Here is a 25,883-nt window from a genome sequence, read left to right as displayed (position 1 = left end):
GGAGGAACCCATGTTTTTCTCATTAAAAAGCCGCCTGATCGCCTTTATCGTTGTGCTCTTCGTTCTCTGTTTTGGCACACTCTCCTTCCTACTCTTTAAGGAATCACGCACCGTAATTCGTTCCTACATTGAATCCTCTGCTCTTGAGAAGATGGAGGAATACGGCTCCTATGTCGATATGGTTCAAATGCAGATCTATGATGTAGCCTCTCTTGTCTTCAACAGCGATATCGCCAAGAACTGGGATAACGCGATAACTGATCCCAACCTACCTGAAGGGGAAAAGATGCTTGTCAGTCTGGCGATGAGCCGCTTTCTGACCCAGGCTACGAACAGCTACACCAGTATCTCCGATGTATCCATCTATCGACGAAATGGACTGCGGATTGGCAGTGAGAATCAAGTAACGACTGACCCTCTCTTTTTGCAAGAATCGTGGTACAAAAATTTCTTCATCTCTGGAAATCACTGGTTGCCTGCACATACCGATCAACATGAAAACATAAGGGATCATGGCAACCCGGTAGTTAGTCTGCTGATGCCCCTCGGGACTTTTCACCATGCTACAGCTCAGAATGTGATGAAAATTAATGTCAGCGAATCTTACTTTCTGGAACCGCTTAACCGAATCCATCTGGCCGAGAGCAGCACTATTTTTCTGCTGGGCGAACAAGGAAGCCCTATTCTTTCACAACAGGCCAATCAGCTTGGTGCCGAAGCTTTAGCAGAAATCGATAAGATTCGGAACAACTCGCTCAAATCGGGTGTGGTGTACCTGAACAATGATGAAGGACAGCGTGATATTCTGGTATACAAAAAGCTGGGGCGTACGGGCTGGATGCTGGCTGGTCTGGCACCGGAAAAAGAGCTATATTCTTCTCTTCACAAACTTCAGAGTACTATCCTGGTGGTCACCATTGTTCTCATTCTCGTCTCTTTGTTTGCCGCTGCATGGCTCTCTTATGGCGTCACCAAACCTTTAACACGACTAGTACTGGCTATGAGACAGGTACAGCGCGGCGCATTCGATCAAGCAGAGTCCCTTCTACCTCCAGATAAAAATGTAAAAAGCGAAGTCAGTTATGTCATCTCCACTTTCCGCTACATGATCAGCCGATTGCGACAGCACATCCAGAATGAATTCGAGTTGAAGCTGCTCCGCCAGCAAGCTGAGTATAAAGCGCTACTCATGCAGATTAATCCTCATTTTATGTTTAACACGCTGGAACTGGTGAGCAGTCTCGCCATGCAGCGCCGAACAGATGATACAATTCAGGTCATTGAGGATCTGGGCAAAATGATGCGATTCTCCATGAATACAAGTGACGACAGGGTACAGCTTGCAGAGGAACTGGCTTATATCCGGCACTATATCTCCATTCTGCAAACCCGTTTCGGTCATAAGCTGGACATTACTCTGACACAGGAAGGCAGGCTGGATTCCCTGGTCATCATCAAATTTATTCTTCAGCCGCTTATTGAGAATGCCGTCAAATACAGCTTCCAGCATCAGACGACGGCAGAAGTACACATCCGGATCTCCAGACGGAATAACCGCCTGCATTTCAACATTTCAGACAATGGGCCCGGGATTCCAGCCGAAATCATTCAGAAACTCCATGATCCTATTGAAACATCTCAGCTGGAACCCCTATTGCGAAGCCAAAGCTGGCACATTGGACTGGGTAATGTGGTTGCACGCTGCCGCTTGCATTACGGAAGTCTGTTTGCCATTCAGATCGAGAACGGAGAACATAACGGCACGTCTATTGAACTGATTCTACCCGCACAGGAGGAATATGATGTACAACGTATTGATCGCAGATGACGAGATCGAGGTTCGCGAAGGACTAAAATTGAAAGTGAACTGGCAAGACCTGGGCTTTGTCATTTCAGGTGAAGCGGCAAACGGCATCGAAGCGGAAGATCTTCTGAAAGCTGAACATTTTGACTTGTTAATTACAGACATGAACATGCCTGTCATGGATGGCGTCCAATTGCTGGACGTTTGCCGAAGCCTTAATCCTTCCATTCAAATTATGATCATCACTGGATATGAAGATTTCCACTATGCCAGAGCAGGTGTGCGCAGCCAGGCCATGGACTATTTGCTGAAGCCTGTAACCCGGGATGAACTGAAAACCACTTTAAATAAAATCAAAGATGAGTTGGATAAAAAGACACAGCTGCACGGCGATTCCGAAATGATGCAATGGCGTCTCTCCCAGTATTACAAAGAAATGAAGCAACGTTTCCTGCTTGATCTTGTTAGGGGACACCGCCTCCCACCTTCTTCACTGCCAGAGCGGATGCGGCTGTTTCATCTGGAATCCTGGCAGGATCACAGCGTCTGTTTCATCACCGCTGGCATGCGAAACTCCGGTATACAGACTGCCTCAGTGGAACGTGTTCCCGAAAAGCTCTACCTTCCCTTTGAGCTGCTTTGTCACGAAATGGCTCAATCCTATCCAGATAACGTGCAAATATTCCATGACGGAGCCCACCCTGGAATCATGCATTTCATAACATTGGAAGGTATTCAGCACGAATTTGCTCAGCAGATCACAGCACAGACCCGCTCTGTCTTAACGATGGATGTACAAGTTGGATTGGGATTGTCCGTGTCTGGGTTTGAGCGCTGGAAAGAAGGCTATATTCATTCCCTATTGGCATGGAACTCTGCTGGACGCAAAGGTGCACAGGACCGTGTGCCCGTAGTAGATCATAGTCCATTACTGCCTGAGGAAACCAGTCGCATGCTGCATCGTTGCCTCATTCGTGGAGAGCTGGATTCCTTCCGCAGCGTGATTCGAAAGGAGCTTGCTGACTCATTTCGGATATCCACTTCCCATATGATCCGAAGCCTTTTTCAAATTTCATTATTGTTCGAACAGGAATCCTCGTGGATTTCCCCGGAATGGGTGCTTTGGCTAAAGACTCCAGACCAGGCAGAACTGCTGCTGATGCATTGGGCGGAAGATTTTGTGAATCAACAGCAGCCATCCGAGGTTGGAGAAGATACGGTTATTGAATCGGCCAAACGATATATCGAGGAAAGTTACATGCTGGAACTGACATTAACTTCGTTAGCTGAGCAATATAACTACAACTCTACCTATTTTTCAGAGATATTCAAAGAAGCTGCCGGCATCTCTTTTATTCAATATGTAACCGAGGTGCGAATGAAACATGCCATACGTTTACTGAAGGAAACCCAACTAACCGTTTGGGATGTTACAGAGCTGACAGGCTTCCGTTCCCCAAGCTATTTCAGTTCAAAATTCAAAAAAATGTTCAACATAAGCCCTTCGGATTATCGTTTGCTGCATTCCGAAAAAATTGATAATCATGATCCGAAGAAATGAGATTCCAGCTTCTCCCCCTCCCCGGTATGATGAATTTACCAAGAGAATCGCCGCAAATATTGTAAGCGGATTCAATTCTGCGGTGATCACGAATTCACATCCAATCCTGAAGGGAGGCCTATGATGAGAAAGCTGTCCAAGCCGTTATACGGCCTGCAGAATATGACAGCCTATTTGTTTCTGCTGCCCTGGCTCATCGGACTTGTCTGTCTGACACTCGGACCGATGGTTGCGTCGCTCTACCTGTCCTTGACGAAATTTAATTTGTTAACATCACCAACGTGGACGGGGCTCAGCAACTATGTCCAGATTTTTACCGAAGACGATACCTTTCGCAGATCTTTGGGGCTAACGTTTTATTATGTATTTCTATCCGTTCCGCTAAGGCTTGCCTTCGCCCTACTTGTAGCGATGGCGCTGAACAAAGGGATTCGGGGACTCGGCTTATACCGGACCGTGTATTACATCCCTTCCCTATTGGGAGGCAGCGTCGCTATTGCGATCGTCTGGCGTCAGATTTTTGAGGGAAGTGGTTTGGTCAATCAGTTTCTGAGCTGGTTCGGAATTACCGGACCCGCCTGGATTGCCCATCCCGATTATGTGGTCTATACGATCGTCACACTCTCTGTATGGCAGTTTGGTTCGGCCATGGTTATCTTCCTGGCTGGCCTAAAGCAAATTCCAGCCGATTTATATGAAGCTTCGGACGTCGACGGGGCCGGAAAGGTACGCCAGTTCTTTGGCATCACACTACCGATGCTCTCGCCTGTTATTTTTTTCAACCTGATCATGAGCATGATCAATTCGTTTCAAGCCTTTACACCCGCTTATGTGATCGGGGATGGACGCGGAGGCCCGCTCGACGCCACAATGTTCTATACCTTGTACCTGTATCTGAAAGGCTTCTCGTTCTTTGATATGGGTTATGCTTCTGCCCTGGCGTGGATCATGCTGGTCATTATCGGGGTATTCACCGCAATCGTCTTTCTCACCTCGAAATTCTGGGTGTTCTACGGCGACAATCAGGAAGGGAGATAGTACACATGCCACTAAAGCGACGTTTGGTTCAAGCCGGGAGGCATGCCGCCATTATCCTCTTCGGTCTGCTGATGTTGTATCCGGTGTTATGGTTAATTCTCAGTTCATTTAAACCGAATCATCTCATCTTCACCAATAGCAGCCTGATTCCAACCAGCTTCACCCTCGATCATTTTGTGAATGGCTGGAAAGGATTGCAAGGGGTGTCGTTTGGCCGATTCTTCGGCAACTCGGCGCTGATCTCAGTCATGAGTGTGTTGGGAAATGTGATTTCTTGTTCCCTTGCAGCCTACGCCTTTTCCAGATTGAAGTTCAAGTTCAAAGGCCTGTGGTTCAGCATTATGCTGGTCACAATCATGCTTCCTTACCATGTAACCCTGGTACCTCAGTACATTCTGTATAACGAGCTGCATTGGATTAATACGTATTTCCCGCTCATTCTGCCCAAGTGGCTGGCACAGGATTCCTTCTTCATTCTGCTCATGGTTCAATTCATCCGTGGTATCCCACGGGAGCTGGACGAGAGTGCAACTATTGACGGTTGCGGGCAATCGCAGATTTTTTTCAGAATCGTGGTTCCTCTTCTCGTTCCTGCCCTGATCACAACAGCGATCTTCACCTTCATCTGGAGCTGGGATGACTTCTTTAGTCAGATGATCTACCTGAGCAAAATTGATCTGTTTACCGTACAGCTTGGGATTCGGTCATTGTTCGATCCATCGGGACAATCGGATTGGGGCGCACTGCTCGCCATGTCCACGCTTTCTCTGCTTCCTGTGACCATCATCTTTCTGGTATTTCAGCGTTATTTTCTAGAGGGGATTGCAACGACTGGGCTGAAGTGATTACGAAATACCTCTCCAGACGCAATACGTGTACAACAGATATTATGTTTTTCATTATCCATTGTCAGGGGGATTTCTCATGTTCAAACGATTAATGATCACTGTTATAGCTTCACTCCTGTTATTGGTGACTGCCTGCTCTGGAACGGATCATACCGGCGCTGATGAGCAGACAGGAACAAAGACCGCGGAAGACGGGCAAGTCGAACTGCGCATGATGTGGTGGGGCGATCAAAAACGGGCAGATATTACGAACGAAGCCCTGAAGGTTTTTCAGGAGAAACATCCGAATATTAAAATTGTAGGTGAATTTGCGCCTTCCTCCGGATATTTCGACAAGTTGAATACACAGCTGGCGTCAGGCACGGCACCGGATATTTTCTTCCTTGGGGGTAATGTGGTTGACTACGCCAAGAAGGATGTGCTTTTGAACCTGGACCCTTATGTCGGTAGTGAACTGAATCTGGATGGCATGGATGCCACCATGGTTGAGTATGGGCGTCTTGATGGAAAGTTGCAGCATATTTCCGCTGGTGCGAATGCACGGGGTATTGTCGTTAATCAGGCGCTATTCGATCAAGCGGGAATCCCTTTGCCAGCTTCGGATTGGACTTGGGAAGATTATGCTGCGATCAGCAAAGAACTGTCCGACAAACTCGGCAAGGGCTATTATGGAACCTATAATTTCACGGTTGACGGTATGGACATCTTTTTGAAACAACGCGGCAAACAGCTATATGATATGAAGAATGGCACGCTCGGATTTGCAAAAGAAGACATTTTGGAATGGTTCACTTACTGGGAGCAAGCTTCCAAATCCGGAGGTGTGGTCACTCCTGAATTGCAGGTTTCCAATCCACCGGATGATACGAGTAAATCCTTGCTTATTACGGGCAAGGCGGCTATGAGCCTACTTCCTTCGAATCAACTGGCTGCTTTCCAGAGTCTCACGGAAGATAAGCTAATTCTTTTGCCTGTACCAAGAGGTCCAAAAGGAACTGGGGTTGTATTTGAATCCAGTCAGGGGTTGTCCGGTTATGCGAATACCAAACATGCAAAAGAAGTTTCGATCCTGATGGATTTCTGGATTAATGATCCGGACGCAGCCAAAATTCTCGGCAACGACCGCGGCGTGCCCGTTACGGAAGCCAACCGCAATCTGCTTCAGCAAGAAGCGGGACCTGTTGAGGAGATCGTATATAATTACACCAGCTTTGTATCTGAAGCTACGAAAACGGAGCCTTTTGACGTGAGCTATAATCCTCCAGGATTCGCTGAATTCTCCAAGCTGGCCCAGACAACCAACCAGGAAATCGGCTTTGGCCGAAAAAGTGTGGAGCAAGCTGTGACTGACTTCTATAATGGCACCGTTCGAATTTTTGAATCCAATCAATAAATAACCGCTACAAGGAGGTCGACATGACAGAAGCCCTGCTGAACAAGCTGCGGCAGATCTCGATCCACGATCATGTGCAGCCAGGTAAACCGGAAGATCAAAAGTTAATACAGGAATGGCAGGCGTCGGGTGTTCGATTCTCGGCATCCGGCGGAAGACTGGAAGCGACTTATTATTCCGCATTGGAGAAGTTACTGACTTGCATTGTGCCCCTGAACGGCAGTGAGCCCATCCTTCAGGAAGGTGGCATCTATCTGGGTTGCTGGCTGGAGAGTACAGGCACCATTAATGCGGAGCTGCTGTCACGTCTGATTCCTTCCGTATCGGAAACGACCTATCTCGCTTTTGCCCGACACCAAAGAGAAGATGGATTGCTGCCTTATAAGCTAACGGAGAACGGTCCATCCTTTCGCCAGATTCAGCTCGTTACACCATTGGCACGAAGCGTATGGAACCACTACCAACTTCATGGAAAGAACCGCTCCTTCCTGAAGACCATGTACAAGGCCATGGTACAATACGACGAATGGATTGCAACGTATCGCAATACCCGAGGGACCGGCTGTGTGGAGGCATTTAGTACCTTTGATACCGGGCATGATCTGTCCCCCCGGTTCTGGCATGTCCCGGATACACCATATATGAATGATGCCGCGTCCTACCATCCGGACTCTCCAGTTCTGCCTTTTTTGGCACCAGACTTAACCGCCAATATGTATTGCCAGCGCATGTATTTATCCCGAATGGCCGAGGAACTTGGGGAGTCTGGTGGTGAATGGAAAGCAAAAGCTGAAGCCAGCCTGGAAAGTCTCTTCCGCTACTGTTATGACGAAGAGGATATGTTCTTCTACGACCGGGATCGCAATGACGAATTCGTCAGGGTACAGTCCGATGTGCTGCTGCGCGTGATGGCCTGCGAGGTGGGCGACCGTGAATTGTTTGATAACATGCTGCGCCGGTATTTGCTGAATACAAGTAAGTTTTTTGCCAAATACCCGTTTACCTCCATGTCGATGGATGATCCACGGTTCGATCCGTTCTCCTCTTATAACAGCTGGGGTGGAGCATCCAATTTCCTGAGTCTGATCCGTGCACCGCATGCATTTGAATATCACCATCGCTATGTGGAATTGACCTGGGTACTGCAACCCATCTTGTCGTCCCTTTCCAAAGCAACGCGCTTTGCGCAGGCTTTAAGCCCATGGACCGGGGAGGAGGGTTTCACGGAAACCTATTCCCCCTCCATTCTTTGCCTGCTTGATTATGTGGAACGGTTATGCGGCATCATGTCGGTTGGATCGGACCAACTGTGGTTTACTGGTCTTCTCCCCATCGACATGGATCATGGCGAAGAAGTCGCTGGTCATACGGCGTACAGCCGTACGGTGAATGGGCTGCATTTTGAATTGGTGAACACTCCAGAACGGGTAACGGTATATCAGGATGGTAAGATTCTTATGGAGGGGCCAGCAGGAATTCGGTTAATTACGGATCAGGGTGGACATTTGGAAGGCGTCATCGGAATGAGCGTGCGCACGATTGAGGGTGAACTGATCTATCGAGGAAAATCCATTCCGATTCGAATCAAAGGAAATGAACTCCAGCGGTATGCTGAGGGAAGCTTAAAAACAGAACGGGATATCGGCATCATCTATCCTTCCTATCGCTAGTGCGTTGAAGTAAGTAGTGCGCTCGCCTCAGGAACAATAACAAGGCCATTCCCGATGAATAGTTGCAACGCCAAAAGCGCAAGTGGCAAGGGTAGCTCCCCTGTACTTGCGCTTTTACGATTTTACTATCCTAATGGACTGTCCACGAAAATGAACCTTCGCTTATGCTTTCCGCTCCCACGCAGGGTGGCGATAGAACTCAATCGTATCTATATAGTTCACCGTGTACTTCTGTTCAACTTCCGACAGCTCCAGCAGCTTTCTGTCAATTTGTTTCAAACCCATGACCACATCATGCCGGAGAAGATCCATTGCGATTTTGCCTACAAAGCCGCCTTCCATCTCTTTATGTTTATTCCGAAATTCTTCATTATAGATCAGTTCCGGTGTAAACGATGCTTCAACAAATGCGTTGACAAGCGTAAGCTCATTACCCTCTATCTGTACCGCGATATAATAGTTGCCACGTTCATCCCGAATGAGGTCTTTATACATTTCCACGTCCATCTGAATCACTCCCTATATCTTAAGTTGTACCTTATCATGAGTAACATGGGCGCCATTTTGCTCACCTCTTGCCCTCGTCCATTCATATAGTAGGTATAAATGGCGAACGGAGGATTGCTTATGAATTGGCACCAACTTCATACAGGAAAAACACTTCAGCAGCGTCTGGCCGAGTTCCAGGGACATCTGGCAGAACTGAATGCTCCATTGTCCGGTCTGGAGCCTGGAATCATTAGCAAAGTATTTCCGCGCAATTTCATCAAAGTCAATCGGCAGCTATTTATTCCACTCAGCTTGTTTTCCATTCGTGTATTTGATGTACCACGAGCACGGCGAGGCATACGGGTAGGCATCCGCACGGTATTCCCATCCGGAAACGCATTTAACAATATCCGACTTGTTGGTGTTGGACTGGATTACATTGAGCTGCAGGGAAAAGGTAAATTCTCCTCACGTATTCTCTTTCCGCTAACTCAGGTCGAATCGATCTATCGTCCAACGAATAAAAAGAAGAAATCATGAGACCAGACATAGCTGAACTCATATCTGTACCTGCAATCGCCCGATTAGAGTTACGATTCATACCTTGGGTCAACCCCATGTCATGATATGCATATTTCTCTTTCCTAGTATAACTCATACGTGCATGGATCTGCTCGGATATTGTGCCATAGCAAAAAGCGGTGAGCACAACCCCTCTGTGTCTCACCGCGCAGATGCCTATCCATCATTGGAATCAGGAACGTATCACTCAGATACCTGTCCACACATCTTTGGCATAACGACCTTCCTGCTGCAAACGTTCTAACCATGCATCGGCTTGCTCCACGGAGTTACCGCTGACATCAGCGTAAGCTTTCTTGAGTGTTGCTTCAACATCAGGTGCCATCTTGCTGCCATCGCCGCAAACATACAGATGTCCACCCTGTTCGAGCAGAGGAATCAATTTGTGGGCATCATCTCTCATTAAATGCTGCACGTAACATTTCTCTTCCCCGTCCACGCGGGAGAACGCGGTATGAAGCTGGACAAGACCCTCTTGCTCGGCCGTTTCGAGTTCATTTTTATATAAATAATCATGTTCCGGGTTACGACATCCAAAATACAGATGGGCCTCGCCAACCTGCTGACCTTGTTCCTTCAGTACACGTCTTGCCTGCAGGAAACCACGGAATGGAGCCACGCCCGTCCCCGGACCAACCATAATGATCGGAGCCTCTGCATTTTCTGGCAGTTCGAACCCGGACTCAGGCGTGCGTATGAACATGACTACCTCTTCACCCGGCTTCAGGTTCGCCAGATAGTTGGACGCTATGCCTTTATATTCTCCCTGACCACTCCACGCCGGAGCACGCACTACGCTGACGGTTATGCTTGCCTGCTCTGGCTGCACTCGTGGTGAACTGGAGATTGAATAATATCGGGCTTTCAGGGAAGGCAGCAGTTCCAAGAACCGTTCGAAAGGCAGCTCACATGCTTCGTATTTCACCAGATAATCCAGCATAGATATGCGTTTCTTACGCACTTCTTCCATGTATACAGACTCATCAAGAAGCGCTTCGAGCTCCTTCTTATGCGGTGGACACACTGTGTACGCCGCGAGTTCCCTCAGTTGGGCCCGAGTTGCTGCTTCCTGAAGTTCCACACTGTGACTGAGCAGATCGACCAAATTAACCGGTTGGTGCAATGGCAGATGAGCTGCGCTGCGACCAGAGGCATCAAGAACCAGATGTTCCGTACCTGTGAATCCATATCGTTTCAGTACTCGTTCTACGAGCTCAGAAGGGTTTTGCGGTAAAATGCCCAGGTGATCGCCTTCCTTATACGTTGCGCCTTCAGGCAGTTTAATCTCCAGATGACGTGTGCTTCGTTCACTGCCCGCATCATGAAGTTCCCGATTCTCAAGCACTTCAGCAACGTGTGCATCATACGTATCCGCGAGCGGCGTTACCGCCAGTCCGCTGACAAACTGTACTGACAAGGAACTGCGCTCACTACCTGAGCTTGTGTTCAACTTGAGGCCCAGAGTTCGTGCCAGATCCGGCCATAGTTGCTCAGTCCAGTCTCCAACCTGTTTCTCAAAGTCCCCGCTGGCATCACTTTCTCCGATGGGTGATAACCGTTCTGCTCCTTTGGAAGATAACTGCTCATCAATCAAACGCGGGATACGCTGGTACGTGCTGGCCCAGTTGTGATCCCCACATCCGAGAACGGAGAATCGAACGCCTTGGAATTCCCCTGCATCCGCATGTTCAATCCACTCGACGAAATCCTTGGCATTGCTTGGTGGCTGACCATTGTAGGATGCGCTCACAATGATGACGACGCCTTCCTTCGGAAGTTTGCCTACACGATCATCCAGGGTAGCCACCTCACTGCGGAAGCCCTGATATCTTGCGGTATCTGCGATTTCACGCGCAATGCCTTCCGCAGTCCCGAGATTGGATCCATACAGGACAAGCATCGGGGTGTGATGGGCATTTGCTGTATCCGGCTCTTGTCTTTTGGCAACCGGAGTCGGTTCCTCCACGGCAACACCCGGCACAGCCATGACCGGTTGACCCCCGCGTGCACGAACACGGATCGTGAAGTTATCGGGTTTGAGCGTCAACGTTTCTTTCACTTTCAACTGATAGTCCGCATGATCGATGAATTCAAAATGCTTCAGGACCATACCTAGCACAAGTGTTGCTTCCTGAAGGGCGAATTGCTGACCAATGCAGGCCCGTTGACCATTACCAAACGGTTTATAGGCGTCATGTGGCACCTTGCTCGGATCTTCGAACCGTTCCGGACGGAATTCCTCCACATCGTCTCCCCAAGCGTCGCGGTCCCGGTGCAGCTTGGGAATGAGTACACTGACACTATCCCCTTTTTGCAAAGGATATTTCCCGTCCAGAACAAGGTCTTTCTTCGCGTATAAGGAGAATGCTGGAGCCGTAGGCCACAACCGCAATGCTTCGTTCAGAACCATGCGAATATATTTCAGATTGCGGACCTGATTATATGTCGGAACCGGATCTTTCAGAATCTGATCTGCTTCAGCTTGAGCCTTGGCGAGCGTATCCGGATTTTTCATTAAATAATAGATGGCAAAGGACAACAAGCCACTCGTCGTCTCATGTCCAGCAATCAGGAAGGTGATGATCTGGTAACGGATATTTTCATCGTCCAGCGTTTCCCCGGTTTCCGGGTCCTTGCCACTAAGCATGTGGGACAACAGATCGTCCGCCCCTTCCTGGGGCTGCTCCTTACGCTCCGCAATAATATGATCCACCAGTGAGTACATCGAACGGATATCCTGCTCAAACTGTTTCTTTTTGGTGATCATCAGCTTGTCTTGCAGACGCAAACGCTGCAACGAACTCATCGATTCGTCCAATGCTCGCACCATGCTTGTAATGAAAGGGTGCGGCTCTTCCCGATAAAAGCTGTTAAACCGGTAGTTGAATCCACACAGTCCAATCGTATCCAGGGTGAGACGAGTCATATCATCAGGTACGTTAACCGTCTCATCCGGGTTCAATCTGGACCACTTCTGCACCAGCTGTACAGCGAGATCAATCATTTTGTTGTGATATCCCTGCATCGCACGCTGGCTGAAGCTGGGCAGCAACACATTGTGAGCTTTTTTCCAATTAGGTTCTTGAGTCCAACTCGTAAACAGGCCATCTCCGGCAAATGCACGTACCTTCTCCAGCGGTGCCCATACCCGTTTATCGAATTTGGATTCGTCGGTGACCTCAGCTACCAGTTCATGACCTGAAATATACAATTCACTTCGGCCAGGATAATCCATTCGAAAAATGGGTCCATACTCTTCAGCGAGTTTCACCAGTGATTGTACAGGCTCATCGGTATTTAACTGTGGTAAGTTTCCTAAAGGCCCAAAAGTTTTGGGTTGGGGAACTGAAATTTGCGCCATAATACTCACTCCTCTTCCAAGTAATACGTTCGACTAAGAAATAATACCTTCGTTCAACTACGACTTCAGATCAATAGACATGACTTCATTTTCTGCAAATTTTCATATTTCATCCAGATAACCTGAAAATTATACCGGAACCAACTGACCAAAATGGTATATTGGTCAGTTTAGATTAAAAAAAATGGGTTCCTTCGTTATCTTTCTTTTACCCTAACATTTCCAGTCCTAATCTTCAACAGTCTCAAAGTCGTAGGACCAATGGGTATCCATCCGAATTGGCATGAGTAAATTTCCCCTTTGGTCCCTACATATAGAGATTATTTTGCTCTGAACGAATACTAGAATTTCGAAGATACACAGTTCACTCAAACTCAAACTAGGCCTGTCTCAGCAGGTTCCGAATCGCGGACTCCATCTCTATCGGTGCAACCGTAGTCTCATAGCGACCACTCACTTCCCCGGTTCGATTAATCAGAAATTTGGTAAAATTCCATTTGATCCCGTCTCCCCGGTATAATTCGGGATGTTTCTCCTTGACGAATTGATCCATCCACCGACCTTCTTCCGATTCCATGTCATAACCCTCAAATGGGGCCTTATCGACCAGATAGCGAAACAAAGGATGTATGGACTGTCCGGTAACCTCGATCTTCTCAAAAATCGCAAAGGATATATGAAAATGATTCCTGCAATACTGAGCTATCTCATCATTACTGCCCGGTTCCTTGTGATTAAACTGATCACAGGGAAACGCCAGGATCTCCAGCCCTTGATCACGATACTGCTCATACAGGTGTTGAAGCTCCGTAAATTGTCGAGAGTAACTGCACTTGCTGGCTGTATTCACGATAAGTAGCACTTTCCCCTCAAAAACAGATAAATCGCCCGTGTGTCCATCCATGAATGGAACCTGATAAGTAAATATACTCATTCATAACGCCTCCTTGGTCGGTTATCACATGAACCCTCTCTTGAAATGGATTATACCGCGCTTATCTTAATAGGTTAAATATATAATAATTATAATATTAATAGTTTTTATCTATAAAATATTTTATCTACTGCCATATGATTGAATGGCTCATTATCCCTTTCATAATGGACATACTAGAAATAGAAAAAACTGCCCTTCGCAGATAAAAAGCTGCTTTTGGACAGTCATTCGTGATGATATGCATTTCGAAATGCAGTTACCCCATAATAAGACCATATACAATCCCCGGCCCATGTACCCCAATCGTCAAATCATTTTCAATATCAGAAGAACGACTAGGACCGGAAATAAAATGAATGCCTGCCGGAAGATTCTCTCTTCCCGCTTCATCGAAGCGATCAAGCGTTTCACCAAGTCTGGTGTAGAGCCGTTCAATTGGAATAATAATGATGAGTACGGTGGGCAATAGACTAACTGAGCGTCCCTTTTCTGGCGAAGAAAGCACCGTGACGGAACCCGTATATGCTGTGGCATAATCCGCCATCACTACACCGATATCTGCCTCGGCTGCCCGTGCCTTCCAGTTCTCCTCTGTTTGGCTGTTCCATACAGAAATCTGCACATCGGGAAGTTGCTCTTCCAATCCAAGATCCGTCAGCGCCTGTTCATTCTGACGTATGATATATTTCGCACTCAATTCATGAGATTTATTAGCAATAAAGTCCGAAGCTTCGCTAATGTCTCTTACCCGCGCAATATGAGCACCTACACTCACAAAATTATCAGTGAATGCCTGTATGCGCTTATCGATGTCCCACTCCAAATCCGTCCAGAACGCGGGTGCACCGCGAAAAGGTTGAGTCGGAGCATGGGTCTGCCGTGGTCTTCTCAATTTGGAGGCGATGTCATTCATAAAATGCTCCTGCTTCGCACGGGACTTCTTCTCCAATTGCTCCAGCCATTCCTGATGTTCAGTGTTCATGTTGGCCACCGCCCCCCTCACGCTCACGAAGAATCCGTTCCATTCGGTCCCTAACGGAAGAATCCATCTCTTTCTTCTCCTGATTCAGCTCCTGATCCAGCTTGTTCCATTGCTGCCGGAAGGAACGCTTCGCGAGGCTTGGCGCAACCCGATAGCTGTTCCAGCCTTTGAGGGGCCCAAGTTTAAGTGAAATTCCGTTATTCCGCACAACGGCTTTCTGACCAATCTGTCCGAGACGTATAGCCGCACCGAAGCGTTTAGAATTGGATACAACCGCTGCAAAACCTTTCATGCCAGCGCTCTCAAGCTTATTGCCATGGCCCTCTTCCACCTTGCGTCTGCGTAAATATACGAGCATATCATGCAGCGGAATTTTGACCGGACAGGCTTCATAACAGGCTCCGCACAGACTGGATGCACCCGCGATGTCGTTCCATTCATCGATATTGCCATTGAGTGCAGGTGTAAGTACCGCTCCGATCGGTCCGCTGTAGGTTCCACCGTAGGCATGCCCGCCGATATGACGATACACTGGACAAGCGTTCAGACAGGCACCGCAGCGAATACAATTTAAAAGCTCCTGAAATTCGGGATCACCCAACTGAAGTGAACGTCCATTATCCACGATAATAATGTGCATTTCATCTGGCCCGTCCCCGTCTTCTGTTCGGCGAGGGCCGGTAATGCCTGACATATACATCGTCAATTTTTGACCTGTCGCGGAGCGTGGGAGTAGAGTCGCCATCACCTCGAGATCCGTCCAGGATGGAATGATACGCTCCATGCCCATTAAGGTAATCTGTGTTTTTGGCACAGTGGATACCATGCGGGCATTGCCTTCATTTTCAAATAGGACCATGGAACCCGTCTCCGCAATGGCAAAATTGCAGCCGGTCATGCCAATATCGGCTTCAAGAAACTTCTCACGCAGTTTTTTGCGTACAAATCCAGCAAGTACGGTGGTGTCCGGTTCCAGAGTTTCACCCGCTTCCTTGGATAACAGGTCCGCAATCTGGTAACGGTTCTTGTGGATAGCCGGAATGACGATATGAGATGGGGCTTCACCCGCCAATTGAATAATGTATTCACCCAGATCGGTCTCTATCGCTTCAATGCCTGCGGATTCCAATACATGGTTGAGATGTACTTCCTCGGACACCATGGACTTGGATTTCACCACGGTTGAAGCCTGCTTGTGAGCCGCAATATCAAGTGCAATCGCTGCTGCCTCTACCGAAGTATCCGCAAAATGAATATGAACCCCATTGGCACGTGCATTATTGACGAATTCATTCAGATAATAATCCAGATGTGCGATCGTATGCAGACGAATCTGACGTCCACGTTCGCGCCATTCTTCCCAGTTGCCATGTTCTTCGGATGCGGACTTCTTGCCATTACGCAATCGCTCTGTCGTAAACTTGACGGCTTTCCGCAGGAAGTCATCATTCAAAGCCAGTTCTGCACGTTCTTTGACGGTAACATCCATTACACCGGGTTGACTCATCCTGTTTGCACCCCCTCATACAGCAGTTCGGCCAAATGCATCACTCGCACTGGTTCATTCCTATACCGCAGGTTACCTGCGATATTCATCAGACAAGCCATATCCAGTCCTACCAATACTTCAGCTTCCGTCTCTTTGATGTGATCTACCTTTTCTGTGACCATGGCACCAGATATATCCGGCATTTTGATAGCAAAGGTACCGCCAAAGCCGCAGCAATCCTCTCCGTAAGGAAGGGGAACAAATTCTAAACCTTTTACTGCCGAAAGTAATGCCATAGGCTCATCCTTTACGCCTAATAAACGGCTGCCATGACAGGAGGGATGGTATGTAACCTTATGCGGAAAATGTGCACCCAAATCCGTGATGCCAAGCACCTGAACCAGAAACTGCGTGAATTCGTAGGCTTTGGTTTCCAAACGTTTAGCCTTCTCCAGCCATACAGGTTCATCGACAAACAGCTCGGGATAATGATGAATCATGTACGTACAGGAGCCGGAGGGACAGACGACAAAATCACTATCATCAAAGGCTTCCAGAATCGTTTTGGCGGCTACCCGTGTCTCATCCCAATACCCGCTGTTGTAGGAAGGCTGACCGCAGCAGGTCTGCACGGGCGGGAAATCCAACCGAACGCCATGAGCGGCGAGCAATCTCACCATCGCCTCCCCCACACGGGGATATATAGCATCGCTGAGGCAGGTAATGAATAAGGAGACCTTCATGATTACACGCTCCTATAACTGATGAATTGTTGTTTTAACACATATAAGTATCGAATACCGTATTGTTTTACACCCTTGTAATTTTGATATCATAGCTGTTCAGACGTTCTATCAAATCATCATCAAGCGACTGATCTGTGATCACCGCATGAACCGCATTTAACCCGGTTACCCGGGCAAATGCACGAACCCCAAACTTGCTCGTATCTGCAAGTAAAATGACCTGGTCGGATATGCCGACCATTTTCTGCTTCAACCGTGCCTGAAGCTCATTGGATTCACTGATTCCGCCGCCTTCCAGATGCACACCTTTACAAGACAGGAATAATTTATCGACATGATATGTTTCCAGGGAACGTTCGGCGAGCGGTCCAACAAAAGACAGCGATCTCTGAGCCAGCTGGCCCCCAGTCGAGATGACTTCAATCTTGTCCCTGCTGCTCAGTTCAGTGGCTACCTGTATAGAGTTGGTCAATACAGTCAGTGGCATATCCGGCATATTGGCCGCCATGTAGCCTGCTGTTGTGCTGGCATCCAGTAGAATTCGATCACCCGGATGAATCATGGATAGAGCCGCTTGGGCAATTCTTTTCTTTTCCTCAGCATGTGTTGTTTCCCTTACCCGGTAAGGGATCTCCGGCTGCTCTTCCTTCACGCTGACAGCGCCGCCATGGGAACGACGCAGTCGCCCTGCCTGCTCCAGCCGGTCCAGATCTCGCCGAATGGTCTCTTCTGTTACCCGGCAGTGCTCACTAAGCTCGGATACACGCATGCTGCCCTTAACATTAACCATCTCCACAATCCGGTCATAGCGCTCCGCTGCCAGCATGTTACACCTCGCTCCCGGCTTGTGATTTGGGCGAAGCCGTCAACCTTTGGAATCTACCATAGGCCTCTTCCCAGATTGGTCTGTCCTTTGGTTCATAATCAGTAACTGAGAATGAATCACGAATGACCTTGCGGGCTTCCCATATATCCTTAAAAGCTCCGCTTGCCATCCACTGTACAGCCATGTTCCCGATCGCACTACCTTCTGCTGGCCCCGCCCATACCGGTTTGCCAATAGAATTGGCTGTCCACTGACATAACAGGCGATTCTGAATGCCACCACCGACCATATGCAATCCATTAAAAGACTGTCTGGACAGTTGTTCTGTCCATTCCAGCACTCTCCGATACTTCAGTGCAAGGCTCTCCAGAATGGAACGGGCAATGGCCCCCTGATCTTGCGGCTCAGCCTGCCCTGTATCACGGCAATATTGTTGTATACGAGAGGTCATATCCCCTGCTGGCATAAACCGCTCATCATCGGGATCAAACAGACTCGCAAATGGAGGAGCAAGTTCCGCCCTGCTCAGTAACTCCGCATAGCTGATCCCCTGTCCCTTCCGTTCCCATTCACGCATGCATTCTTGCAAAATCCACAGGCCCATAATGTTCTTGAGCAAACGGAACGTACCACCTGCCCCACCCTCATTCGTAAAGTTCAGCCCCAGACTCTCGGAACTGATGACGGGGTGATCAATCTCCGTGCCCATAAGTGACCAGGTTCCACAGCTCAGGTAAGCAAATGAACGCTCTGTTGCCGGAACAGCCACGACCGCTGAACCTGTGTCATGCTCTGCAACGGCAATAACCGGAATGGCAGACAAGCCAAGATCACTGCAAATGCTGCTGCGCAGCTGTCCCACACGAGTCCCTGGCATGGCCGCATCTCCAAACAGTGTCTCCGAAATACCGATATGTGCAAGCAGTTCACCGTCCCAATGCCCTGTGGTTGGATTGTATAGCTGTGTTGTGGTGGCGTTGGTAAACTCATTCACCGCTTCACCGGTCAGAAAGTAACGAAGCAGATCGGGGATCATGAGGAAACGCTCCGCTTCGTTAAGCAGTGGGGAGCCTTTCCCCTTAAGCGTAGCCAACTGGTACAGTGTGTTAAAGCTAAGAAACTGGATGCCCGTACGTTCGAATATTCGCTGAGAGGTCAATTCCTTACGCACCTGATCCATCATGCCGTTAAACTGTGCATCACGGTAATGATATGGATTGCCCAACAATTCACCATGACTCCCAAGCAGTCCAAAATCAACCGCCCAGGAATCAATCCCCAGACTTTCAGGCTGCTCTCCTTTTTGTTTAACAAGGTTCAGCCCTTCCAGCAATTCATGGTGCAGCCTCAATATATCCCAGTGCAGCCGCTCCCCCGCTTTTACCGGTTCATTCTTGAACCGATGGATCTCCATCGTTTCCATTCCCCGATCATTCAGATGACCCAGCAGTGCTCTCCCGCTTCCAGCACCCAAATCATACGCCAGCACACTCACCGCTCTTCACCAGCCCTTCATCCCATACTATATTTCGCCCTTGAATATTTCTTGATTTCATTGATGACTGCTCTGTACTTTATTCTTTATTTTTTTGTTTGTTTATTTTTGTTTTATACTGTTTAGCTTTATTTTACGAGTATATCATCATTGTAAGCGTTTGAATACCCTGTGATTGGTTTCTTTTACCCATACCAAAAACGACTCTCTCCACTCGGGAGGAGCCGCCTTCCTGTTATTTCACGTATAAAAGCTGTTTTTGCTAACACCGGACTGGGGCTGCACATCTCTTTCAAAATGCTTAAACCTTGTCCCCTGATACGTCAGCATGCCTCGGTCATGTTCCACAAGCATACCGTAGTCACTCCCATCGACATTCAGTTCTACCCGTTCACCGTTGTCGAGCTCAAATGTAATGTAATAGTAGGTGGAAGCACTGCTGTCCCCTGATCCTCCACTAACTCTCGTTCGCTTTGCCACAATCGTTGAATGCAAGGTTAACAGCGCTGATGCATTATTCGATGACCATGTGCGTACCCCTGAAATAATGGCATAAACAATGACACCAGCAATGATGAGAAAAACGCCACCGATAAAAATGGATCCAAACGCACTCATTGCACCAAACTCATTGAATCCAGCAAAAAAACCACCCTGATTGCCCTCAAATCCCGGAACATCATTCATGTCATCAAAAATACCGAAGCCATCCATGCTTAACCAGCCCAGTGATGAAGATATGCTCAATGACGTCATTCATCATCGTTCCCTTCTCCCTGCAAATTAAGATGCACCGCCCCCCTGCCAAGGAGACGGTGCACGTAGACAACCCTACAAGCCTTGTCCGTATACTATATGAACCTGATTACGAATACAGACGTTCAAGTTCATCGACCAGACTACCAACATAGGCCACAGCAGCACGAATCGGCTCTGGCCCAGACATGTCCACACCCGCAAGCTTCATCAGCTCTTGCGGATCAAGGCTTCCTCCCGCTTTCAATGCGTCAAGCCAGCGGTCTACGGCAGGCTGCCCCTCTTCCCGAATCAGCTGTGCAGCAGCGGTAGATGCCGTCAGACCTGCTGCATAGGTATATGGATACAATCCCATATAATAATGAGGTTGTCTCATCCAGGTCAGTTTCGCCCCTTCGTCAATAACCAATTCAGGCCCCCAGAACTCGGAGAGGATGTTGCCTTTCAGCTGACTTAACGTCTTCGCTGTGATAGGTTCATCCTTGGTTGCGAGTGCGTACACCTGACGCTGTAATTCACCTTCAAGCAGATGCGTAACAAAGTTATGGTAGTACGTATTGAGCAATTGCAAAATGACCCAACGACGCATTCTCGGATTATCAGAACGTTTCAACAAATGATCTGCCAGCAGCATTTCATTCATTGTTGAAGGCGCCTCTATGAAATAGAGGGACGGTCGTGTATTCGTAAGACGTTGGTAATGCCCGGCAAGCATGAAATGTCCAGCATGTCCCACTTCATGGGCAAGTGTAAATGCTCCGCGCATATTGTTTGCCCATGAGATCAGGATATAGGAATGAGAACCATATATGGACGAACAAAAAGCTCCTGTCGATTTGCCCGCATTATCTGCGTAATCTACCCACCGCTCACTAAATGCACGTTCCACAATGTCGCCATATTCCGGTCCCATCACGGCAAGAGCTTCACGAATGAGCGTGCAGGCTTCCTCATATGTAATGGCAGGGCTGAATTCAGGGTCCAGTGGTGCTTTCAGATCACAGAACATCAGCTTGTCCAGACCTAACTCACGTTTCTTGAGAGCTGCCAGTCTGCGCATATGAGGTGCAAGTTCCTGCTGGATGATGTCAAGTACATTGTTATACATCTCTTTGCTTACCTGCTGCGGGCTGAGCAGCATATCCGTTACATCATCATATCCACGCAGCCTGGACATGACGACCTGCTTCTTCACTTCGGTTGCGTAACCTTCAGCAAACGTATTTTTGTAATCGTTCAGCTTGGAGCTGAATGCAGCATACGCAGAGCGGCGCAGCTTTGTATCCGATGACATTTCATAATTGTTCTCATAGAATGACCAGGACAGCGGGCGATTATTGTCATCGCCATCAAGTGCATCGTCGAACGTCATGTCTGCCAGTTTACCGCGCAGATAGATCCGATATGGCGAATCCAGTACTTCCCCAAGCGAAGCGAGTACTTTCTCCGTTTCGGGCGAAAGACGATGTGCCTTTTCCTGAATTAGACGATCCAGACTGCGGGCATACGGCTGCAAACCCGGAAGTTCTTCAATATAACGTTTAACCGTTCCGTCGGGAAGATTCACGATCTCGGAATTCACAAAAGACAAGGACGACGACAAATTCGATAAGATGTCTCCCGCCTTGGCTGAATTTTCAATATTCGCGGGATTGGTACTGTCCTCCGACTGTTTCAGCCGGGCATATGAAGCCGTTTTGCTAATGCGTTCCTGCAAAGCTTCGCGGGCATCCAGACAGGCCAGCAGCTGCTCTGCTCCTTCGCCCAGATGTCCTTTGAATGTTTCGATATGGGCAGCAGCTTCAGGCAGTGATCTAAGCTCCTGCTCCCACTCTCCGTCAGTCCCAAACAAGTCTCGCAAGTCCCAGGTAGTCTCTTGGTTTACTTCATCGCGTGTACGTATTTTTTCCATCGTTAAATGTCCTCCTCCTTGCATTTCCAATATCTCTCATCGTATCATATTCGGAGCATTTATACCTTACATATCCTAAAATGAGACTTTTGGTTCAAGGGATTATAGATTGGACTAAAGAATATTCACACTTACCACTCCGATGACAGAACAACCTTCCGATCGCTGTTATCCCCAGATTTTTTGATTCAATTTTACAAAGGTGAAAATCTGGTGATAAAGGCGAACGCTCTGCTTCTTCAGGTTCTTTCTGTCCTCTACGTTCTCGTGTGAACGTTTAGTTCAATCCAAACTAAAAGGGGGAAATCTAGGGATAAAGGCGAGGCGCATGCTTCCGATGTAGCTTTCTTTCAGAAAGCTTTTAGCTCTACTTCTTCAAGCCATTTCTGCCCGCTTCGTTTGGAGTAAACTGTTGGTACACTGACCAAAATTTAAAAATATATAAAAACCGCCGGGTAATGGAAGTATCCATTACCCGGCGGTTCGTTTTAACTTAAATTTATTCTGATTTCCAAATCACATTTTCACCATAGTTCTTGCCCCAATCATACATGGCATGCAGAACCGGCATCAGACTTTGACCATGATCGGTCAGTGTATATTCCACACGAGGAGGTACTTCTGCATACACCTTGCGCTCAATTAGCTTGTCTTCCTCCAGCTCACGCAACTGGTTGGTCAGCATCTTTTGGGTAATATGAGGAATTAATCGCTTCAATTCACTGAAACGTTTGGTGCCTTCAAGACCCAGATGCCATAAAATAATCAGTTTCCATTTGCCGCCAATAACAGCAAGGGTCAATTCTTTCTCACAGTTGATCTCTTTCAAGTTGATGCGTTCCTTGACTTCGGCTGCCATGGCTCCGAGCCCCCTTTTCTTCCAATCAATCTTATATCGCTAAAATGCACTTCGCATATCACAAGAATACTCCGCAACAGGAGAACTTGCCGCTGCCTTGTATCACATAACGGGCTTCATTGGTTCGATACAGCTTGTATACATTCTACTACAGTACAACCCTGATGTTAAGCAGACCCGAATCAGACCACAGACAACGATAGCAGAAAAGACCGGAACTCCCACTTGTTTAAGGGAATTCCGGTCTTCCATCTATTCTAATTCATGAAGTCTATGACATATGGACTATTCCAAGTTGGCATGACGCCCAAACATGTCTGCTCCAGTCATACTCTTCATTTCCATCATGGTGAGCACCAATGCATCCATGCTCAGCAGCAGCCCCTGTTCAAACAAGGAGCCCATCGGCTGAATGGTCACTGCTGCTCCGGCGGTCGCCGTATCCTCTTTGGCGGATGCCGGAAGACGAACGACAGTGTCCGCCAGTTGTCCGATCGTGGACTCGGGCTTAATCGTAATCAGACCTACAGTTGCACCTGCTTTACTGGCCTTCTGAGCCATCGCTGCCAGACTGCCTGTCTGCCCTGAGCCTGAGCATAATAAGAGGAAGTCTTTCGGAGAGATCCCTGGCGTAACGGTCTCTCCAACTACATATACCCGAAGACCCATCTGCATCAATCTCATGGCAAAGGCCTTTCCCATCAGACCGGATCGGCCTGCTCCCGCTACAAAAACCTGTTCGGCAGCCAGAATATGTTCCGCCATGGCCTGCATCTCCGAGTCGTCGATCTGGCTCAGCGTACGTTCCAGCTCCTTCAAGATGTCCACTGCGTATTGTCGGCTGCTCATCTGTCTTACCCTTGTTGAACCAAACGTTGCATCTCAGCTGCAACTTTAGCTTTGTCTGCTTGTCCAGTGATACCGCCACCCACAATGACCAGATCCGGTTGTGCTTTGATCACTTCTGGCAATGTTTCCAGCTTAATCCCACCAGCTACAGCAGTCTTCGCGTTTTTCACAGCGCGTTTGATTGTTCGCAGATCTTCGAACGGGCTTTGTCCAACCGCTTGCAGATCATAACCTGTGTGTACACAGATGTAATCTACGCCTAGGGCATCCACTTCACGTGCACGTGTTTCGATATCAGACACGTTGATCATGTCAACCAGAACCAGTTTGTTCTGTTTTTTCGCTTCTTCAACAGCGCCTTTGATAGTCATGTCGTTGCTCACACCAAGGACCGTTACCAGATCCGCGCCAGCTTCAGCTGCTTTCATGATTTCATAGCCACCCGCGTCCATAATTTTCAGATCGGCGAGTACTTGCAGATTAGGAAAGGCTTCTTTCATCGCCTTAACCGCGTGCAAACCTTCATTAATAACGATTGGAGTACCAATCTCAACGATATCGATATATTGTTCAACTTCTTTAACAAGTGCAATACCTTCAGGGATGTTTACCAAGTCCAATGCCAATTGCAATTTCACGATTCATTTCTCCTTTGTTGTTCGAGTATGAGTATATCCTGTAAAGGATGTTAAAATATTTAGCCTGCACCGTTCAGCCAGTTCAGATGCATGCAATGTTTGTCATGGCTACTCATTCATTGTAGAACCTGACTATCCGTTAAGGAAGTACGCACTTTGAAGTCAGGTAGTTACTTCCACGATACTATTGATTAAATAACATTGTTATATGAACTTAAATCTTGAAAATAAGTTATCGTTCACAATCCACATATGAGATCATCCGCGAATTCATGTGCTCTTCTCATCAAAAAAGACCCCTCCACAAGGACAGGGTCTTTCCAAAGTTTCAGGTCAACAAGATCATACATATTGATCCCGAAACCTAATTCAAACCTCTCGGTTAATCATTCAAATCCATGGTTTACAGATAAACAGGTTTCACACATACCGGCTTGGATACACCTGTGCTGTGACCTGTGTATTTCAGACGTCCGCTCTCCTGATCCACTGTAAAGGAAACGATATTGTTGGTATCGCGGTTAGCTGCGATCAGCAGTTTGCCATTCGGAGTCAAAGCAAAGTGACGTGGGTGTTCACCCTCAGCAGATACATGCTCAACCAGTTTCAAATGTCCTGTTTCAGCGTCTACTGCAAATACCACGATGCTGTCATGCCCGCGGTTCGAACCGTATACGAAACGACCATCGTTTGATACGGCGATTTCAGCTGTTGTGTTTTCACTGCCGTCATAACCGTCAGGCAATGTGGACACGCTGGAAACCTCTGTCAACGTGCCTGCTGCTACATCATAACGGAAAGTCGTAATGGAAGAATCCACTTCGTTAATAACATAGGCGAATTGACCGTTCGGATGGAATGCCAGGTGACGAGGTCCTGCACCCGGATGTGTTTTGGTTTCACTGTGCAGTACGAGTTCATTCTTATCTGCATCAATGGAGTAGATTGCGATTTTGTCCGCACCCAGATCCTGTACCATCATGTATTTACCATCCGGGCTGAAGAATGCAGAATGCACATGTGGCTTGTCCTGACGCTCAGGATGCGCACCTTTGCCTTCATGTTTCTTCTCATCCAGAAGCACGCCAACTTCACCGTTATCCGTCAGGGCTTGCAGACCCACCAGACCACCGTGGTAGCTGGACAGGATCAAGTAACGTCCGGAAGGATCACGTTGGATATGACATGGTGGAGCCGAAATGGAGTCATGACGATTCAGCAATGACAATTTTCCTGTAGAAGGATCAATGCTCAGAGCTACAGCTTCAGACATTTTATTGCCTTCGGCAGACGCCGTTTCACCGATCGCATACAGTTTGTTACCTTCAGTATCCACGTTTACAAACGTTGGATTTTTCACGCCGGAGATGCCATCAAGCTTGGAGAGGTTACCTGTATCCTCATTCAATTCATATGCGTAAATGCCCTCATTTTCCGTTTCGGCATAAGAGCCGACCAATACGAGCAAGCGTTTTGATTCACTCATTACAGTTTCCTCCTCTATGTGTATGTAATCTGGTTGCACCTCTTCTATAATAAATCTGCCATATCAAAATAGCAATCCACCGCCCCTGCGCATCCATCAAAGAAGCGGCCTCAAACATATGTTCATTACGCAAGTCAATACCAAAATCCATTCCCGACAAAG

General features: G+C 47.8%; 21 protein-coding genes. 7 read left to right on the top strand and 14 right to left on the bottom strand.

Going from position 1 to position 25,883, the window contains the following annotated elements; genetic code table 11:
* The first annotated feature begins 10 nt into the window (after positions 1 to 10).
* The 6 genes from ACDJ58_RS11085 (at position 11) to ACDJ58_RS11060 (ending at position 8,314) form a co-directional block, all read left to right on the top strand.
* Positions 11 to 1,828, top strand: coding sequence for a sensor histidine kinase (locus ACDJ58_RS11085; protein WP_413377849.1), 1,818 nt, complete (start codon positions 11 to 13; stop codon positions 1,826 to 1,828).
* Entirely contained in the window at positions 1,800 to 3,365 is a 1,566-nt protein-coding gene (locus ACDJ58_RS11080) for a response regulator transcription factor (RefSeq protein WP_413377847.1), read from the top strand. Before ACDJ58_RS11085 ends, ACDJ58_RS11080 begins: the two co-directional genes overlap by 29 nt.
* Positions 3,366 to 3,488: 123 nt before the next feature.
* Positions 3,489 to 4,403, top strand: a complete 915-nt coding sequence (locus ACDJ58_RS11075) for a carbohydrate ABC transporter permease (RefSeq protein WP_413379599.1) — start codon at positions 3,489 to 3,491, stop codon at positions 4,401 to 4,403.
* A gap of 5 nt (positions 4,404 to 4,408) precedes the next feature.
* Complete coding sequence (locus ACDJ58_RS11070; protein ID WP_063563342.1) at positions 4,409 to 5,248, top strand: carbohydrate ABC transporter permease; 840 nt, start codon at positions 4,409 to 4,411, stop codon at positions 5,246 to 5,248.
* A 79-nt stretch (positions 5,249 to 5,327) separates the two neighbouring features.
* Positions 5,328 to 6,644, top strand: a complete 1,317-nt coding sequence (locus ACDJ58_RS11065) for an ABC transporter substrate-binding protein (RefSeq protein WP_413377846.1) — start codon at positions 5,328 to 5,330, stop codon at positions 6,642 to 6,644.
* Between the two features lie 23 nt (positions 6,645 to 6,667).
* The gene (locus ACDJ58_RS11060) at positions 6,668 to 8,314 is read left to right on the top strand and encodes an MGH1-like glycoside hydrolase domain-containing protein (protein WP_413377845.1); all 1,647 of its coding nucleotides are present in this window, start codon (positions 6,668 to 6,670) and stop codon (positions 8,312 to 8,314) included.
* A gap of 162 nt (positions 8,315 to 8,476) precedes the next feature.
* Here the strand turns inward: ACDJ58_RS11060 and ACDJ58_RS11055 are convergent, their stop codons facing one another.
* On the bottom strand, positions 8,477 to 8,821 hold the full coding sequence (locus ACDJ58_RS11055) for a hypothetical protein (RefSeq protein WP_413377843.1): 345 nt from the start codon (positions 8,819 to 8,821) through the stop codon (positions 8,477 to 8,479).
* Positions 8,822 to 8,941: 120 nt separating this feature from the next.
* Between ACDJ58_RS11055 and ACDJ58_RS11050 the strand changes: the two genes are divergently transcribed.
* A complete protein-coding gene (locus ACDJ58_RS11050; RefSeq protein ID WP_413377842.1) occupies positions 8,942 to 9,343 on the top strand; it encodes a hypothetical protein in 402 nt (133 codons plus the stop codon).
* A gap of 229 nt (positions 9,344 to 9,572) precedes the next feature.
* Here ACDJ58_RS11050 and ACDJ58_RS11045 read toward each other — a convergent pair whose 3' ends face one another.
* The 13 genes from ACDJ58_RS11045 to ACDJ58_RS10985 form a co-directional block, all read right to left on the bottom strand.
* On the bottom strand, positions 9,573 to 12,746 hold the full coding sequence (locus tag ACDJ58_RS11045; RefSeq protein WP_413377841.1) for a bifunctional cytochrome P450/NADPH--P450 reductase: 3,174 nt from the start codon (positions 12,744 to 12,746) through the stop codon (positions 9,573 to 9,575).
* 379 nt (positions 12,747 to 13,125) lie between these two features.
* A complete protein-coding gene (locus ACDJ58_RS11040; protein WP_413377840.1) occupies positions 13,126 to 13,680 on the bottom strand; it encodes a glutathione peroxidase in 555 nt (184 codons plus the stop codon).
* A 259-nt stretch (positions 13,681 to 13,939) separates the two neighbouring features.
* Complete coding sequence (locus ACDJ58_RS11035) at positions 13,940 to 14,665, bottom strand: LutC/YkgG family protein (protein WP_413377839.1); 726 nt, start codon at positions 14,663 to 14,665, stop codon at positions 13,940 to 13,942.
* On the bottom strand, positions 14,655 to 16,172 hold the full coding sequence (locus ACDJ58_RS11030) for a LutB/LldF family L-lactate oxidation iron-sulfur protein (RefSeq protein ID WP_413377837.1): 1,518 nt from the start codon (positions 16,170 to 16,172) through the stop codon (positions 14,655 to 14,657). Before ACDJ58_RS11030 ends, ACDJ58_RS11035 begins: the two co-directional genes overlap by 11 nt.
* Complete coding sequence (locus tag ACDJ58_RS11025) at positions 16,169 to 16,897, bottom strand: (Fe-S)-binding protein (RefSeq protein ID WP_413377835.1); 729 nt, start codon at positions 16,895 to 16,897, stop codon at positions 16,169 to 16,171. Before ACDJ58_RS11025 ends, ACDJ58_RS11030 begins: the two co-directional genes overlap by 4 nt.
* Positions 16,898 to 16,964: 67 nt before the next feature.
* Positions 16,965 to 17,726, bottom strand: a complete 762-nt coding sequence (locus ACDJ58_RS11020; RefSeq protein WP_413377833.1) for a DeoR/GlpR family DNA-binding transcription regulator — start codon at positions 17,724 to 17,726, stop codon at positions 16,965 to 16,967.
* Between the two features lies 1 nt (position 17,727).
* The gene (locus ACDJ58_RS11015) at positions 17,728 to 19,221 is read right to left on the bottom strand and encodes a rhamnulokinase (protein ID WP_413377831.1); all 1,494 of its coding nucleotides are present in this window, start codon (positions 19,219 to 19,221) and stop codon (positions 17,728 to 17,730) included.
* A 240-nt stretch (positions 19,222 to 19,461) separates the two neighbouring features.
* On the bottom strand, positions 19,462 to 19,977 hold the full coding sequence (locus ACDJ58_RS11010) for a DUF2500 domain-containing protein (RefSeq protein WP_413377829.1): 516 nt from the start codon (positions 19,975 to 19,977) through the stop codon (positions 19,462 to 19,464).
* 109 nt (positions 19,978 to 20,086) lie between these two features.
* Positions 20,087 to 21,889 (bottom strand): oligoendopeptidase F, encoded by a 1,803-nt coding sequence (gene pepF / locus ACDJ58_RS11005; RefSeq protein ID WP_413377827.1) that lies wholly within the window; start codon positions 21,887 to 21,889, stop codon positions 20,087 to 20,089.
* Positions 21,890 to 22,388: 499 nt separating this feature from the next.
* Positions 22,389 to 22,748: a winged helix-turn-helix transcriptional regulator gene (locus ACDJ58_RS11000; RefSeq protein WP_413377825.1), complete on the bottom strand. Its 360-nt coding sequence runs from the start codon at positions 22,746 to 22,748 to the stop codon at positions 22,389 to 22,391.
* A 285-nt stretch (positions 22,749 to 23,033) separates the two neighbouring features.
* Complete coding sequence (gene hxlB / locus ACDJ58_RS10995; protein WP_413377823.1) at positions 23,034 to 23,597, bottom strand: 6-phospho-3-hexuloisomerase; 564 nt, start codon at positions 23,595 to 23,597, stop codon at positions 23,034 to 23,036.
* A 5-nt stretch (positions 23,598 to 23,602) separates the two neighbouring features.
* Positions 23,603 to 24,235 (bottom strand): 3-hexulose-6-phosphate synthase, encoded by a 633-nt coding sequence (gene hxlA, locus ACDJ58_RS10990; protein WP_413377821.1) that lies wholly within the window; start codon positions 24,233 to 24,235, stop codon positions 23,603 to 23,605.
* Positions 24,236 to 24,638: 403 nt separating this feature from the next.
* Positions 24,639 to 25,721: a lactonase family protein gene (locus ACDJ58_RS10985; protein WP_413377819.1), complete on the bottom strand. Its 1,083-nt coding sequence runs from the start codon at positions 25,719 to 25,721 to the stop codon at positions 24,639 to 24,641.
* Between the last annotated feature and the right edge of the window lie 162 nt (positions 25,722 to 25,883).

The organism is Paenibacillus taichungensis, from assembly GCF_047302525.1.
Lineage (GTDB): Bacteria > Bacillota > Bacilli > Paenibacillales > Paenibacillaceae > Paenibacillus > Paenibacillus taichungensis_B.
Note: the sequence above shows the minus strand (reverse complement) of the source record. Positions and strands in the feature narration are given on the sequence as shown.